This is a genomic window from Sphingomonas yantingensis (assembly GCF_014199325.1).
GTDB classification, from domain to species: domain Bacteria; phylum Pseudomonadota; class Alphaproteobacteria; order Sphingomonadales; family Sphingomonadaceae; genus Sphingomonas; species Sphingomonas yantingensis.
Genome location: NZ_JACIJJ010000003.1, coordinates 79,569 through 93,110 on the forward strand (window position 1 = coordinate 79,569; position 13,542 = coordinate 93,110).

Consider the following 13,542-nt stretch of genomic DNA (forward strand, 5'->3'; position numbering starts at 1 on the left):
GTTTTGCTGCCCCCTTCACTCAACCAAGCGGGACCCATGAGCCGCCCCACTTTCAAGCGTATCCTTCTGAAGCTGTCGGGCGAGGTCCTGATGGGCCAGGGCCAGTACGGCATCGATCCCGAAACCTGCGCGCGCGTCGCCGAAGAGGTGAAGGCGATCGCCGATAGCGGCGTCGAGCTGTGCATGGTCGTCGGCGGCGGCAACATCTTTCGCGGGCTGGCGGGCGCGGCACAGGGCTTCGACCGTGCCTCCGCCGACTACATGGGCATGCTGGCGACCGTCATGAACGCGCTCGCGATGCAGAACGCGCTCGAAAAGGCGGGCGTCGACACCCGCGTCCAGTCGGCGATCCCGATGGCGAGCGTGTGCGAACCCTATGTCCGCCGCCGTGCGCAGCGACACATGGAGAAGGGTCGCGTCGTCCTGTTCGCGGCGGGTACCGGCCTGCCGTTCTTCACGACCGACACCACCGCGGCACTCCGCGCGGCCGAAATGGGCTGCGACGCCCTCTTCAAGGGCACGAGCGTCGACGGCGTGTACGACGCCGACCCAAAGAAGGTGCCGACCGCGACCCGTTACGACGAACTCAGCTACGACCGCGTGCTCGCCGACAATCTCAAGGTGATGGACGCCAGCGCCGTCGCGCTCTGCCGCGACAGCGACATTCCGATCGTGGTCTTTTCGATCCGAGACGAGGGCAATCTTGCCGCCGTCATCGGCGGGCAGGGCACCGCGACCATCGTCCGCAAGCCACAAGCATAAGGAGAGCCGATCATGGCCGCATACGACAAGGCTGATCTCGAGCGCCGCATGGCCGGTGCCGTCGAATCGCTGAAGGGCGACCTCGCCGGGCTTCGCACCGGCCGCGCCTCGACCTCGCTGCTCGATCCCGTCACCGTCGAGGTGTACGGCGCGCACATGCCGCTGGTTCAGGTCGCGACCGTCTCGGTGCCCGAGCCGCGGATGCTGTCGGTGCAAGTGTGGGACAAGTCGAACGTCGGCCCGGTCGAAAAGGCGATCCGCTCGGCAGGCCTCGGCCTGAACCCGATCAACGATGGCAATACGCTCCGCCTGCCGATCCCGGACCTGACCGAGGAGCGGCGCAAGGAACTCGCCAAGCTCGCCGGGCAATATGCCGAGAAGGCGCGGATCGCGGTCCGCAACGTCCGCCGCGACGGGATGGACGCGCTCAAGACCGACGAGAAGAAGGGCGTCTATTCGGAGGACGAGCGCAAGAAGCTAGAGACCGAGGTGCAAAAGCTGACCGACGCGACGATCGCCGACCTAGACGCGGCGGCGGCGGCGAAGGAAAAGGAAATCCTCGGCAAGTGAGGCCGGCGGTTCGGCTCCTCGACAAACGGGCGCGCTGATGGCGACGCAGATCGACGCATCGGCGCTGGCGGGTGATCGGCCACGCCACGTCGCGATCATCATGGACGGCAACGGCCGCTGGGCAAAGGCCCGGCGGCTGCCCCGCGCCGCCGGGCACAAGGCGGGCGTGGAGGCGGTGCGCCGCGTCACCCGCGCCGCCCGGGACCTCAACATCGAGGTGCTGACGCTCTACGCCTTCTCGTCCGAGAACTGGCGTCGCCCGGCTGAGGAAGTGCAGGACCTGATGGGCCTGCTGCGCCATTTCCTACGCGCCGAGATCGCGACACTGGTCGCCGACAACGTCCGGCTGCGGGTGATCGGCGACTATCATGCCTTGTCGCGCGATCTGGTCGCGATGATCGAAGATGCGATCGCGCGGACCGCGGTCAATACCGGCCCGACGCTCGTTATCGCGCTCAACTACGGCGCGCAGGCGGAGATCGCTGCCGCCGCCCGCCGCCTCGCCGCCGCCGCGCGGGACGGCTCGATCGACCCCGCCGACATCGACGAGGCGCGGATCGAGGGTGAGCTGACGACGCGCGAGCTGCCGCCGCTCGACCTGCTCATCCGCACCTCGGGCGAGCAGCGGCTGTCGAACTTCCTGTTGTGGCAGGCGGCCTACGCCGAGCTCCTGTTCGTCGACACGCTTTGGCCGGACTTCAATGCCGATACGCTGGCCGCGGCGGTCGAGTGTTTCATGCGTCGCCAACGCCGGTTCGGTGGCCTGTGACGCCGATCGATCCGGTCGCCCTCGATGAAAAGATCCGGCGCAAGGCGAACCTGAAGCAGCGCCTGACCGTCGGTTTTAGCCTGCTCGCGCTGGCTTTCTGCGCGCTCTGGTGGGGGGGGCTCGCCTTCTGGCTGGTCGTCGTCATCGGCGCGCTCATCATGATGAGCGAATGGTCGGCGATGTTCGGCGCATCGCATCGCGACAAGCAGATCGGCCAGTTCGCGATCTCGATCCCGCTCGCGATCATGGCGCCGATCGCCAGCGGCCCATCCTTCTTTTCGCTCGGCCTCGTGGTCGGCGCGGCGTTCTTCGTGGGCGCGGTGACGCAGAAGCGGGCGCTGGCGGGCGGCATCCTCTATGTCGGCTTGCCGGCGCTGTCGCTGATGCTGCTGCGGTCGATGCCCGACGGGCTGTTCCTGTCGCTCTGGGCGATGGGCCTGGTCTGGGCATGCGATACCGCGGCGTTCTTCGTCGGCCGCTCCGTCGGCGGACCGCGCTTCGCCCCCGCGATCAGTCCGAACAAGACCTGGTCCGGCTTTCTCGGCGGCCTGGTCGCCGCGGCCGTGCTCGGCGGGATCATGGCGCAATATGGCCTGTCGCCGTGGCTAGCGGCGATGACGCCAGTGCTCGCGGTCGTGTCGGCGCTGGGCGACCTGTACGAGAGCTGGCTCAAGCGGCGCGCGGGGATCAAGGATTCGGGGACGCTGCTGCCCGGCCATGGCGGGATGCTCGACCGGCTCGACGGCATCGTGCCGGTCGCGCCGCTGGCCGCATTGATGGTGATTGCGTTGGGAGCTTCGGCGGCATGAGGACGGTAACCATCCTCGGTGCGACGGGCTCGATCGGCACCTCGACGCTCGACCTGATCGAGCGCGAGCCCGACCGTTTCCGCGTCGTCGCGCTGACCGCCAATTGCGATGTCGTGCGCCTGGCCGAGGCGGCGCGGCGGACAAACGCCGAACTCGCGGTCGTCGCCGACGAAAGTTGCCTGTCCGCACTAGCCGAGGCGCTTGCCGGCACCGCCACCCGCGTGGCCGGCGGTATGGCAGCGGTCTGCGATGCCGCGCGGTCGGGTGCCGAGTGGACGATGAGCGCGATCGTCGGCTGTGCGGGCCTTGGCCCGACGCTCGCCGCGATCGAGGGCGGGGGCACCGTCGTCATCGCCAACAAGGAGCCGCTGGTGTCGGCGGGCGAGATCATCCTCGCTGCGGCGAAGGCGAGCGGCGCGACGCTGCTCCCCGCCGACAGCGAGCATAATGCGATTTTCCAGTGCCTGGCCGGCGACCGCCCCGCGGGGGTGCGCCGCCTGATCCTGACGGCGAGCGGCGGGCCGTTCCGCTCCTGGTCGCTCGAGCAGATGGCGGGCGTCACCCCCGAACAGGCGGTCGCGCATCCCAACTGGTCGATGGGCGCGAAGATCAGCGTCGATTCGGCGACGATGATGAACAAGGGCCTCGAACTGATCGAGGCGGCGCGGCTGTTCCCCGTTTCGGGGAACGCGATCGACATCGTCGTCCACCCGCAATCGGCCGTCCACTCGCTGGTCGAATATGTCGACGGCTCGATGCTGGCACAGATCGGGCCGAGCGACATGCGCGTGCCGATCGCGCATACGCTCGCCTGGCCCGATCGGATGGCGACGCCAATGGCCCCGCTCGATCTAATCAAGCTGGGCCGGCTTGATTTCGAGGCGCCGGATCCCGTCCGCTTCCCCGCGCTGCGCCTGGCGCGAGAGGCGCTGGGGGCAGGGGGCGCGCGGCCCGCGATCCTGAATGCGGCGAACGAGGTCGCGGTCGAGGCTTTCCTGAAGCGGCGCTGCGGCTTCCTCGAAATTGCCGCAATCGTTGCCGATACGCTGGAGGGATACGACCCGCCCGCGCCGCTCGATGTCGATGCGGTGCTGGCGGTCGATGGCGAGGCGCGGCGGGTCGCGGCCGAGCGGGTAAAGGATCGCGTGGCTTGATCGAAAACCCCGGTGTCCTGTTCACGGTCCTCGCCTTTGTCGGGGTGATCGGTCCGCTCGTCTTCGTGCACGAGATGGGCCATTACCTCGCCGGGCGCTGGTTCGGGGTGAAGGCCGAGGCGTTCTCGATCGGGTTCGGGCGCGAGGTGGCGGGCTTTACCGACCGGCGCGGCACGCGGTGGAAATTCGGATGGCTGCCGCTTGGCGGCTATGTCCGCTTCGCCGGCGACATGAACTCGGCCAGCCAGCCCAGCCCCGAATGGCTGTCGCTGCCCGCGGCCGAGCGCGCGCAGACGTTCCAGGCCAAGCCCGTGTGGCAGCGTGCGATCATCGTCGCGGCGGGACCGGCGATCAATTTCCTCCTCGCGATCCTGATCCTCGGCGGTTTCGCCTATGCGTATGGCGTCAGCCGGACACCGCCGATCGTCGGGATCGTCGCGCCGAACAGCGCTGCCGCGGCCGCCGGCCTGATCCCCGGCGATCGCGTGCGTAGCCTTGGCGGGCGGGCGATCGAGACGTTCGACGACATCGCCGGCTTTGCACGGCTGCGCCCGGCCGAGCGGACCGAGATCGTCATCGACCGGAACGGCGCGTCGCAAACCCTCTTCGCGACGATCGGCGAACAGCGCGAGCGCGACCGCTTCGGCAACGAATATCGCATCGGCCGGCTCGGTATCGGGCCGGCGGGCACGGTGCGCCAACCGATCGGCCTGATCGAGGCACCGCTGGTCGGGGTCCAACGGACCGGCGAGATCGTCGGCATGATGGTCGATACCATCGGCCAGATCGTCAGCGGCCGCCGGTCGATGGATGAGCTTGGCGGGCCGCTGCGCATCGCCCAAGTGTCGGGCCAGCAGCTCAGCCTCGGCCTGCCGGAGTTCATCGGGCTGATCGCGCTCATCTCGATTAACTTGGGGTTCATCAACCTCTTGCCAGTGCCGATGCTCGATGGCGGGCATCTTCTTTTCTATGCGATCGAGGCGGTGCGCCGCCGGCCCGTCGACCCCCAGGTGCTCGAATGGGCATTCCGCGGCGGGCTCGCCGCGCTCCTCGCGCTAATGCTACTCGTGACGATCAACGATCTTGGCGCTTTCGGACTTTGGCGCAGTCTCGCCGGCTTGATCGGCTGACACGGTTCGTGCAGGGGGCTTGCGCCCCGATACGGGACTTTTCTTCGGGACATTTTGGGTGGGGACGACGGTGACGGCGATCAAGGCGAGCAAGATGGGTGCGCGTGGCGCGATGCTGCTTGCCGGCACGATGCTGGCGGGCGTGGCACAGGCGCAGACCGCAGCACCGGCCGCGACCCCCGCGGCACAGGCCGCGCCCGCGCCCGCGATCCAGGCGGCACCCGCGCGGACGATCAAGTCGCTGCGCGTCGTCGGCAGCCAGCGGATCGAGCCCGAGACGGTGCTGAGCTATACCAAGCTGCGCGTCGGTCAGGCCTACACCAACGAGAGCGTCGACCAGGCGATCAAGGACTTGCTCGCGTCCGACCTGCTCCAGGACGTGCAGATCGAGGGCGTAGAGAGCGGCGACCTGATCGTGCGGGTCAAGGAGAACCCGATCATCAACCGCATCGTGCTCGAGGGCAACAAGCGGTTGAAGAACGACAAGATCCTGCCCGAGATCAAGCTCAAGCCGCGCCAGATCTTCACGCGCACCGCCGTTCGCACCGACGTCGCGCGCATCATCGAGCTCTATCGCCGCCAGGGGCGCTTTGCCGCGGTGGTCGAGCCAAAGCAGGTCAATCTCGACCAGAACCGCGTCGATGTTGTCTTCGAGATCACCGAGGGGCCGAAGTCCAAGGTTCGCCAGATCAACATCATCGGCAACCAGCAGTACGACGACGACACGCTGCGCAAGCAGATGGCGACGAAGCAGGCACGCTTCTTCCGCTTCTTCAGCTCCAACACGTCGTACGATCAGGATCGTCTGGCCTACGACCAGCAGAAGCTGCGTCAGTTCTACCTGACGGAGGGGTATGCCGACTTCCGGGTGATTTCCGCGGTGGCGGAGCTGACGCCGGACAAGGAAGACTTCATCATCACCTACGTGGTCGAGGAAGGGCCGCGCTACAAGTTCGGTGATGTCGAGGTCGACAGCGGCATCCGTGATTTCGACGGCGCCAAGCTGGCCGCCGGCCTGCCGATCAAGAAGGGCAACTGGTTCAACGCCAAGCAGGTCGAGGATTCGGTCACGTCGCTGACCGAAACCGCGGGCCTGTTCGGCTATGCCTTTGCCGACGTCCGCCCCGAATATCGCCGTGATCCCGAAACGCTGACGATGGGGCTGACGTTCAACATCGCCGAAGCGTCGCGCACCTATGTCGAGCGGATCGAGATCACCGGCAACACGCAGACGCAGGACGAGGTTATCCGCCGCGAAATGCGCCTGTCCGAGGGCGACGCCTATAACAGCTTCCTTCGCAAGCGGTCGCAGGATCGCGTCAACTCGCTCGGCTTCTTCCAGGACAAGTTCGAGATCGAGGAGAAGGAGGGCTCGTCGCCCGACCGCGTCGTCCTCAACGCCAATGTCGAGGAACGCTCGACCGGCGAACTGACGCTGTCGGCGGGCTTCTCCAGCCTCGAGCGGTTCATCCTTCAGGGCTCGATCCGCCAGCGCAACTTCCGCGGCAAGGGGCAGGACCTGCGCCTTCAGGCCAATTATTCGGCCTATTCGAAGTCGGTCGAGCTGGGCTTTACCGAGCCCTATCTGTTCGACAAGAACATCGCGCTGGGCGGCACGATCTTCCGCCGCGACTTCAACTCGTTCAACTTCATCGGCAACGATCGCAATACGACGTTCAGCCAGACCTCGACCGGGTTCCAGATCGTCGCGGGCGTGCCGCTGACCGAGTACTGGTCGCTTTCGGGCCGGTATCAGCTCAGCCAGGACGACGTCAGCCTCGACGAATCGCTCTACTTCACCAACGGCTTCTGCGACCCGCTCAAGGCCGGTCGCTATCTATGCGAGCAGCTCGGCAACCGCCTGACCTCGCTCGTCGGCCTGACGCTCGTCTATGACAGCCTCAACAGCCGCCTGCGGCCGACCCGCGGACAGCGCCTGACCGCCGGCGTCGATTTCGCGGGTCTCGGCGGCGACGTGCGCTACATCCGTGGCCGCGGCGAATATAGCCGCTTCTGGGGGCTGGGCGGCGGCTTCATCTTCTCGGTGAACGCGCAGGGCGGCTATATTCACAGCCTGGAGAACGACCGCGGGCCGGGGATCGACCCTGTCCGCATCGTCGACCGCTTCTATCTCGGCGAGCCGCAGTTCCGCGGCTTCGACATCCGCGGCGTCGGCCCGCGAGTGCTGCGCACGCCGTACACGACCGACGAAAACGGCAACATCATCCTCCAGACCGATCGCCAGAGCATTGTCGACGATCCGCTGGGCGGCAAGGCCTACTATCTCGGCCGCGCGGAGCTTGAGATTCCGCTCGGCTCGGGTGCGCAGGAACTGGGGCTTCGGCCGTCGGTCTATGTCCAGCTCGGTTCGCTGTTCAACATTAAGAAGCCGCTGCCGACCGCGACCTTTACCCAGGCGACCGACGCGAGCGGCAAGCCCGTGTTCAACGTCGACGGCTCGCCGCGCCTGCTCGACCTCGTCCGCCCGATCACGACCGATACGGGGCAGCAACTCTATATCAACAGCTTCACCGAGAACGGCGTATCGGGCACGCGCCTGACGACCTGTGCGGTCGGTTACGCCACGACCTATGGCGGCACCTGCTCGGGCAACGACCCGAACTCGGCCGCGTCGCAGACGATCTCGCCGTTCCTCGAGCGTTTCGTCGGCGACACGCCCAAGCCGCGCATCACCGTCGGCGTGGGCGTCAACTGGAACTCGCCGTTCGGGCCGCTGCGCATCGATCTCGCCAAGGATATCATCTCGGTCGACGGCGACGATCCCAAGCTTCTCACCTTCAACGTTGGAGCCGCTTTCTAATGAACAAGTTCCTCATCGCCGCGGCGCTCGCCCCGGTCGCGATCGCCACGCCGTCGCTGGCGCAGGTCAACGGCATCGCCGTCGCCAATCCCGAGGGTGCAGTGCTCGAATCGAACGCCTGGAAGACCGCGATCTCGCAGATCCAGACGACCTACAAGGCGCAGCTCGACCAGGCGCAGTCACGCCAGACCGCCGTCCAGAACGAGCTTCGACCGCTGGTCGATGCCTTCCAGAAGGCGCGCTCGGCCCCCAACGCGAACGAGGCGGCGCTGCGTACACAGGCCAACACGATCCAGCAGAAGGAGCAGGCCGCCAATGCCGAGCTACAGCGCCTGACCCAGCCGGTACAGCGCGCCCGCGCCTATGCCGCTGAGCAGATCGGCGCGCAGCTTCAGTCAGCGGTCAACGCCGCAATGTCGAAGAAGAAGGTGACGCTGCTGCTTCGCCCCGAGGCCGCCGTTCAGACGCAGCCTTCGGCCGACATCACCGCCGACGTGACCGCCGAGCTCAACCGCCTCGTCCCGAACGTCAGCATCACCCCGCCGGCCAACTGGCAGCCGGGAGGCCAGCAGGGCGCGGCGGCCGCCCCGGCCGCAGGCGCGGCGCCGGCGGCGCGTCCGGCCGCCACGCCCGGCCGGTGACCGACACCGTAACGACGGGTGAGGCCGGGCGCGCTGCGCTCGGCCCGCTCGACGTCACCCGCGTGATGGCCGCGCTGCCGCATCGCTATCCGATGCTGCTGGTGGATCGCGTCGAGGAAATCGTCCCCGACAAGTCGATCCGCGCGGTCAAGGCGGTGACGATCAACGAGGGCTTCTTCCAAGGGCATTTCCCCGGTCGCCCGATCATGCCCGGCGTCCTGATCGTCGAGGCGCTGGCGCAGGCCGCCGGCGTGCTCGCGGTCGAGAGCCTCGGCCTCGCCGGGTCGGGCAAGCTCGTCTATTTCATGGCGATCGAGGAAGCCAAGTTCCGGAAGCCCGTCGAACCCGGCGTGCTCCTGACCCTCGAGGTCGAGTTCGTGCAGAAGCGCTCGAGCGTCTGCAAGTTCGCCGGCCGTGCACTGATCGACGGCGCGGTCGCCGCGACGGCCAACTTCACCGCAATGATCGCCGACCCGCCCAAAGCGGCATAACACGACGCAAGTTGCAGACCGGGCGCAGCGCTGCTATGCGCGCGCCCTTCGCGGCTGGTCGGAAACCAGCGGCATTTCGGAGAATTGAACGTGAAGAAGACCGGCCACCCCGACTATCACATGATCCGCGTCCAGATGACCGACGGCACCGTGTTCGAGACGCGCTCGACCTGGGGCAAGGAAGGCGATCTGATGACGCTCGACATCGACCCGCTGGCGCACCCGGCCTGGACCGGCGGCAACCAGCGCCTGCTCGACGCGGGTGGTCAGGTTGCACGTTTCAACAAGCGTTTCGGCGGGCTTTCTTTGAAGTCGAAGTAATCTCCTTTACGCCGCGTTTACCAACGCGGCGTAGCGTCGGGGACATGGAAAGCCATGTCCCCGTCCGCACCCGGATCGCCGCAGAGCTGATCCCGATCGCCGCTGGCGAAAGCCGGCGGGCCACTCGAAAGGCGGTGTCACTCGACGCCGGCCTGTTCGACGAGGGGCGCCATGGCAGCCTCTGTCGCATCACCGATCTGTCGATGAGCGGCGCGCGACTCCAGACCTTCAGCGATCTCATCCCAGGCAGCAGCATCCTGCTGACCCTGCCGGGCGCCGTGCGCCGGCTGACGCGGATCGTCTGGTCGCGCGATTACGAGGCGGGATGCCAGTTCGACGAGCCGCTTTCCCCGTTCGAGTTCGATCTCCTGACCGCCGGCTGAGGTCGGTCCGCAACGCACCCGCATTCGCGCTGGTAACCGCGCCCGCTTTCGGCCATGTTTCGGCCACATCTCCGGCCGTCTCGGCCCGGGAGGGTGGGGAATCGCGATGGCCGCGCTGGTCTCGGTGGCGATGGGAATGATGCTCGCTGGCGGCCTTGCCGCAGACGGGCCGCCGTCCGCGCTTTCCGCCACACGCCTGCCGACGATCCTCGACCTCCGCTTGACCACTGCCGAGCCACGCGCGCCTCGCCTGCCGCGCCTGACCGCGGAGCCGCTGCCGCTCGACCTCCTGCCGGGGGATCGCCCCACCAGCGAGTTGTGCGCCGACACGACAGAGCGCCCGCGACTGCCCGGCACGCCGGTGAAAGCGCGCATGTCGATGCGGCTCGACGACGGTCGCGACTCGATGCGCCCCGCTTTCGCTCTCGGCGGGCTGGGCGGCGCACTGATGCGGATGACAGACGCGCTGCTCGACGACTGAGTGAAGCGTTGCGGCGCCGGAACGAGCCGGCGGCGAGGGCGTTCGTCCGGCATTCCACCCCGCTGCACGGAACCCCGCCGATGAACGCTCGCACCAACCGCCGCATCCTTCTCGCCGCCCGCCCCGATGGCGAACCGACCCCGGCGGACTTCACGATCGACACTGCCGAGGTGCCCGAGCCGGGCGAGGGACAGGTACTGCTCGAGATCCTCTACCTCTCGCTCGATCCCTATATGCGCGGGCGGATGAGCGCGGCCAAATCCTATGCCGCGCCGGTCGAGATCGGCGCGGTGATGGAGGGCGGGACGGTCGCCCGCGTCGTCACCTCGCGCCATCCCGATTTTGCCGAAGGCGATATCGTCCTCTCGCACTCGGGCTGGCAGAGCTACGCGCTGTCGGACGGGACGGGGCTGCGCAAGCTCGATCCTGCGGCGGCGCCGGTCAGCACCGCGCTCGGCGTACTCGGCATGCCGGGCTTCACCGCCTATGCCGGCCTGCTGACGATCGGCAAGCCGAAGCCCGGCGAAACCGTGGTCGTGGCCGCGGCCAGCGGCGCGGTCGGCTCGGCGGTCGGACAGATCGCGAAGATCAAGGGCGCGCGGGCGGTCGGCATCGCCGGCGGGCCGGAAAAATGCGCGTTCGTCCGCGACGAGCTCGGCTTCGACGCGGTCGTCGACCATCGCGCCCCCGACTTCGCCGAGCAGCTCAAGGCGGCGTGCCCGGACGGCATCGACGTCTATTTCGAGAATGTCGGCGGCGCGGTGTGGGAAGCGGTTTTCCCGCTCCTCAACCCCTATGCCCGCGTACCCGTCTGCGGCCTGATCGCGCACTACAACGAAAAGGCCGGGTCCAATACCGGCCGCGACCGCCTGCCCGGGACGATGCGCGACATCCTGACCAAGAGCCTGACGATCCGCGGCTTCATCCAGATCGAGTTCGCCGACCAGCGCCGCGACTTCTACCGTGAGGCGGCGCAGTGGATCGCCGAGGGCAGGCTCAAGTACAAGGAGGACGTGGTCGAGGGGCTGGAGAACGCCCCGAACGCGTTCATCGACCTGCTGCGCGGCCGCAATTTCGGCAAGCTCGTCGTCAAGGTCGCCTGATCGCTGGGGTCCGGTGGCGGAGAGGGTGGGATTCGAACCCACGGTGAGCTTCCACCCACGGCGGTTTTCAAGACCGCTGCCTTAAACCACTCGGCCACCTCTCCGCGTCGCCGGGGCGTTAGCGCCCTGCGGCGCATTTGTGCAAGGGGCGGCGATAAGGGGGTTCAGGCGAGGGCGCGACTGTGGCACATCGGCGCCATGGCGGGTTCGGGTATCATGCGTAGGTGGAAAGCGGCGCTGCTGGGCGCCGTGATCGCGGTCGGCACGGCCGGCGGCGCGGCGGCACAGGACGATGCAGGGTTTCAGCCCTATCTGTTGCAGGTGCGCAGCCGCGCGCTGGCGGACGGGGTGAGCGCACGGACGCTCGATGCGGTGCTGCCGACGCTTACGGTCAATCCACGTGTCGTGGAACTCGATCGCGCCCAGCCCGGCGGCGTCAGCGGCCCGCCGAGCGCGGTGCTCAACTTCGCGCCCTATCGCGCCCGCCACGTCGATGCCGCGCGCATCAGCCGCGGGCAGCGCGCCTATGCGGCCAATCGCACGAAGCTGTCGCGGATCGAGGCGGAGACCGGCGTTCCCGAATCGATCATGGTCGCGATCTGGGGGCACGAGACCAATTACGGCGCCTACACCGGCGACTTCGACCTTGCCCGGTCGCTGGCGACGCTCGCCTATGAGGGGCGCCGCCGCGCGCTGTTCGAGGGCGAGTTCATCGCGCTGCTCAAGATCCTCGATCGCGGCGTCCCGCGCGAACGGTTGAAGGGAAGCTGGGCGGGGGCGATGGGCTATCCGCAGTTCCTGCCGTCCATCTATCTGCGCCTCGCCCGCGACGGTGACGGCGATGGGAAGGCCGACATCTGGACGAACGAGGCCGACGCGCTTGCCTCGATCGGCAATTACTTCGTCAACGCCGGTTGGCGGGCGGGGCAGCCCTGGGGCATCGCCGTCAACGTACCCGCCGGTTTCGACCGGGCGGGGATGACGACGCGCACGCTGTCGCCGCGATGCCCGCGGGTGTTCGAGCGGCACAGCCAGTGGCGGACGATGCGCGAATGGCGCGCAATGGGCATGGTGCCGCAGCGTGGTCGCTGGCCCGCCGACGACGTGCAGGCGACGCTGATCGAGCCTGACGGCCGCGGACAGACGGCCTATCTGCTGACCGGCAACTATCGCGTGATCCTCGATTACAACTGCTCCAATTTCTACGCGCTTTCGGTAGGACTGCTCGCCGATGCCGTCGCCAGCTGAACTTTTCGCCTTGATCCTCGCGGGTGCCGCGCCCGGTCAGGACGCCCCGCCGGTTGGGTCGGGGCCGAGCGCCGCGTCGAACGAGGGCGAGCGGTACGACGCGGTCGGCTATGCCGGCGCGGCCGAGATCGCGACCGGCGCGGCGCATGCTACCTTGCCGGTCGGCAGCTTCGTCGAAGTGACCTCGCTCGACACCGGCCGCACGGTGCTGCTGATGGTGAAGGATGCCACGCCCGCGCGCGCCGGTCAGCCCATCGCACTGTCGGTGGATGCGCTGACCCAACTGGGCGTCGAGGCGGGCGCGCCGGTGCGGGTCCGCGGCGCGCGGCCGTCACCGCCGGACGTCGCCGCCCTGCGCAATGGCCAACCCGCCACGGCGCGACTTGACGCGCCGCCCGTCCTGCTCGTCGGCCTGCGCAAGGAATTGCCCGCGCTCGGCGCCGCAAATAATCCGCGACCAGCGCCGGCCGTAGCCAAGCCGCCTGCGCCGAAGCCCCTAGCGTCCAAGCCGAAGCCCGAACCCAAGGCCTTGCCCGAACGCGTTCCGACCGCGCCGCCCAAGCCGAAACCCGTCGCCCAGCGTCCACCGGTCGCGGCCGCAAAGCCCAAACCGGCACCCGTTTCCGGCTGGGGCGTCCAGGTCGCCGCGTTGTCGAGCGAGGCGAACGCCCGCGCGCTGGCCGCGCAACTCGGCGGCCGGGTGAGCGCCGCGGGCATGCTCTATCGCGTCCAGCTCGGCCCCTTTGCCGACCGCACCGCCGCCGAGGCCGCCCGCGCCGCCGCCGCGCGCCGCGGTCAGGCCGGCGCGGCGCTCGTCCGTATTCCCTGATGTTCCTCAAGCCACCGGGTAATTTTCCAC

At 68.1% G+C, this 13,542-nt stretch carries 15 protein-coding genes and 1 tRNA gene; 15 read left to right on the forward strand and 1 reads right to left on the reverse strand.

Annotated elements, in window-relative coordinates; translation table 11 throughout:
- The first annotated feature begins 36 nt into the window (after positions 1-36).
- The 13 genes from pyrH to FHR19_RS10280 all read left to right on the forward strand — a co-directional run bounded on the left by pyrH (position 37) and on the right by FHR19_RS10280 (position 11,435).
- Positions 37-762, forward strand: a complete 726-nt coding sequence (gene pyrH / locus FHR19_RS10220; protein WP_184027871.1) for a UMP kinase — start codon at positions 37-39, stop codon at positions 760-762.
- Between the two features lie 12 nt (positions 763-774).
- Entirely contained in the window at positions 775-1,332 is a 558-nt protein-coding gene (gene frr / locus FHR19_RS10225; RefSeq protein WP_184027874.1) for a ribosome recycling factor, read from the forward strand.
- A 37-nt stretch (positions 1,333-1,369) separates the two neighbouring features.
- Entirely contained in the window at positions 1,370-2,101 is a 732-nt protein-coding gene (locus tag FHR19_RS10230) for an isoprenyl transferase (RefSeq protein WP_184027877.1), read from the forward strand.
- Complete coding sequence (locus FHR19_RS10235; RefSeq protein WP_343053236.1) at positions 2,098-2,910, forward strand: phosphatidate cytidylyltransferase; 813 nt, start codon at positions 2,098-2,100, stop codon at positions 2,908-2,910. The genes FHR19_RS10230 and FHR19_RS10235 overlap by 4 nt, the downstream gene beginning before the upstream one ends.
- Positions 2,907-4,064, forward strand: coding sequence for a 1-deoxy-D-xylulose-5-phosphate reductoisomerase (locus FHR19_RS10240; protein WP_184027880.1), 1,158 nt, complete (start codon positions 2,907-2,909; stop codon positions 4,062-4,064). Before FHR19_RS10235 ends, FHR19_RS10240 begins: the two co-directional genes overlap by 4 nt.
- On the forward strand, positions 4,061-5,194 hold the full coding sequence (locus FHR19_RS10245; RefSeq protein ID WP_184027883.1) for a M50 family metallopeptidase: 1,134 nt from the start codon (positions 4,061-4,063) through the stop codon (positions 5,192-5,194). The genes FHR19_RS10240 and FHR19_RS10245 overlap by 4 nt, the downstream gene beginning before the upstream one ends.
- Positions 5,195-5,288: 94 nt before the next feature.
- A complete protein-coding gene (gene bamA / locus FHR19_RS10250; protein ID WP_184028912.1) occupies positions 5,289-8,015 on the forward strand; it encodes an outer membrane protein assembly factor BamA in 2,727 nt (908 codons plus the stop codon).
- Complete coding sequence (locus FHR19_RS10255) at positions 8,015-8,656, forward strand: OmpH family outer membrane protein (RefSeq protein ID WP_184027885.1); 642 nt, start codon at positions 8,015-8,017, stop codon at positions 8,654-8,656. Before bamA ends, FHR19_RS10255 begins: the two co-directional genes overlap by 1 nt.
- A complete protein-coding gene (gene fabZ, locus FHR19_RS10260; RefSeq protein ID WP_184027888.1) occupies positions 8,653-9,147 on the forward strand; it encodes a 3-hydroxyacyl-ACP dehydratase FabZ in 495 nt (164 codons plus the stop codon). The genes FHR19_RS10255 and fabZ overlap by 4 nt, the downstream gene beginning before the upstream one ends.
- Positions 9,148-9,237: 90 nt before the next feature.
- A complete protein-coding gene (gene rpmE / locus FHR19_RS10265; RefSeq protein WP_184027891.1) occupies positions 9,238-9,468 on the forward strand; it encodes a 50S ribosomal protein L31 in 231 nt (76 codons plus the stop codon).
- Positions 9,469-9,512: 44 nt separating this feature from the next.
- Positions 9,513-9,851, forward strand: a complete 339-nt coding sequence (locus FHR19_RS10270) for a PilZ domain-containing protein (protein WP_184027893.1) — start codon at positions 9,513-9,515, stop codon at positions 9,849-9,851.
- Between the two features lie 106 nt (positions 9,852-9,957).
- Positions 9,958-10,332 (forward strand): hypothetical protein, encoded by a 375-nt coding sequence (locus FHR19_RS10275; RefSeq protein WP_184027896.1) that lies wholly within the window; start codon positions 9,958-9,960, stop codon positions 10,330-10,332.
- 80 nt (positions 10,333-10,412) lie between these two features.
- Positions 10,413-11,435: an NADP-dependent oxidoreductase gene (locus FHR19_RS10280; protein ID WP_184027899.1), complete on the forward strand. Its 1,023-nt coding sequence runs from the start codon at positions 10,413-10,415 to the stop codon at positions 11,433-11,435.
- A 14-nt stretch (positions 11,436-11,449) separates the two neighbouring features.
- On the opposite strand, the gene FHR19_RS10285 is transcribed toward FHR19_RS10280, so the two are convergent.
- A tRNA-Ser gene (locus tag FHR19_RS10285) sits at positions 11,450-11,539 on the reverse strand.
- A gap of 112 nt (positions 11,540-11,651) precedes the next feature.
- Here FHR19_RS10285 and FHR19_RS10290 point away from each other — a divergent pair.
- Both FHR19_RS10290 and FHR19_RS10295 read left to right on the forward strand, forming a co-directional pair.
- Positions 11,652-12,683, forward strand: coding sequence for a lytic murein transglycosylase (locus tag FHR19_RS10290; protein ID WP_246359465.1), 1,032 nt, complete (start codon positions 11,652-11,654; stop codon positions 12,681-12,683).
- Positions 12,684-12,693: 10 nt separating this feature from the next.
- A complete protein-coding gene (locus FHR19_RS10295) occupies positions 12,694-13,512 on the forward strand; it encodes an SPOR domain-containing protein (protein WP_184027905.1) in 819 nt (272 codons plus the stop codon).
- The last annotated feature ends 30 nt before the right edge of the window (positions 13,513-13,542 follow it).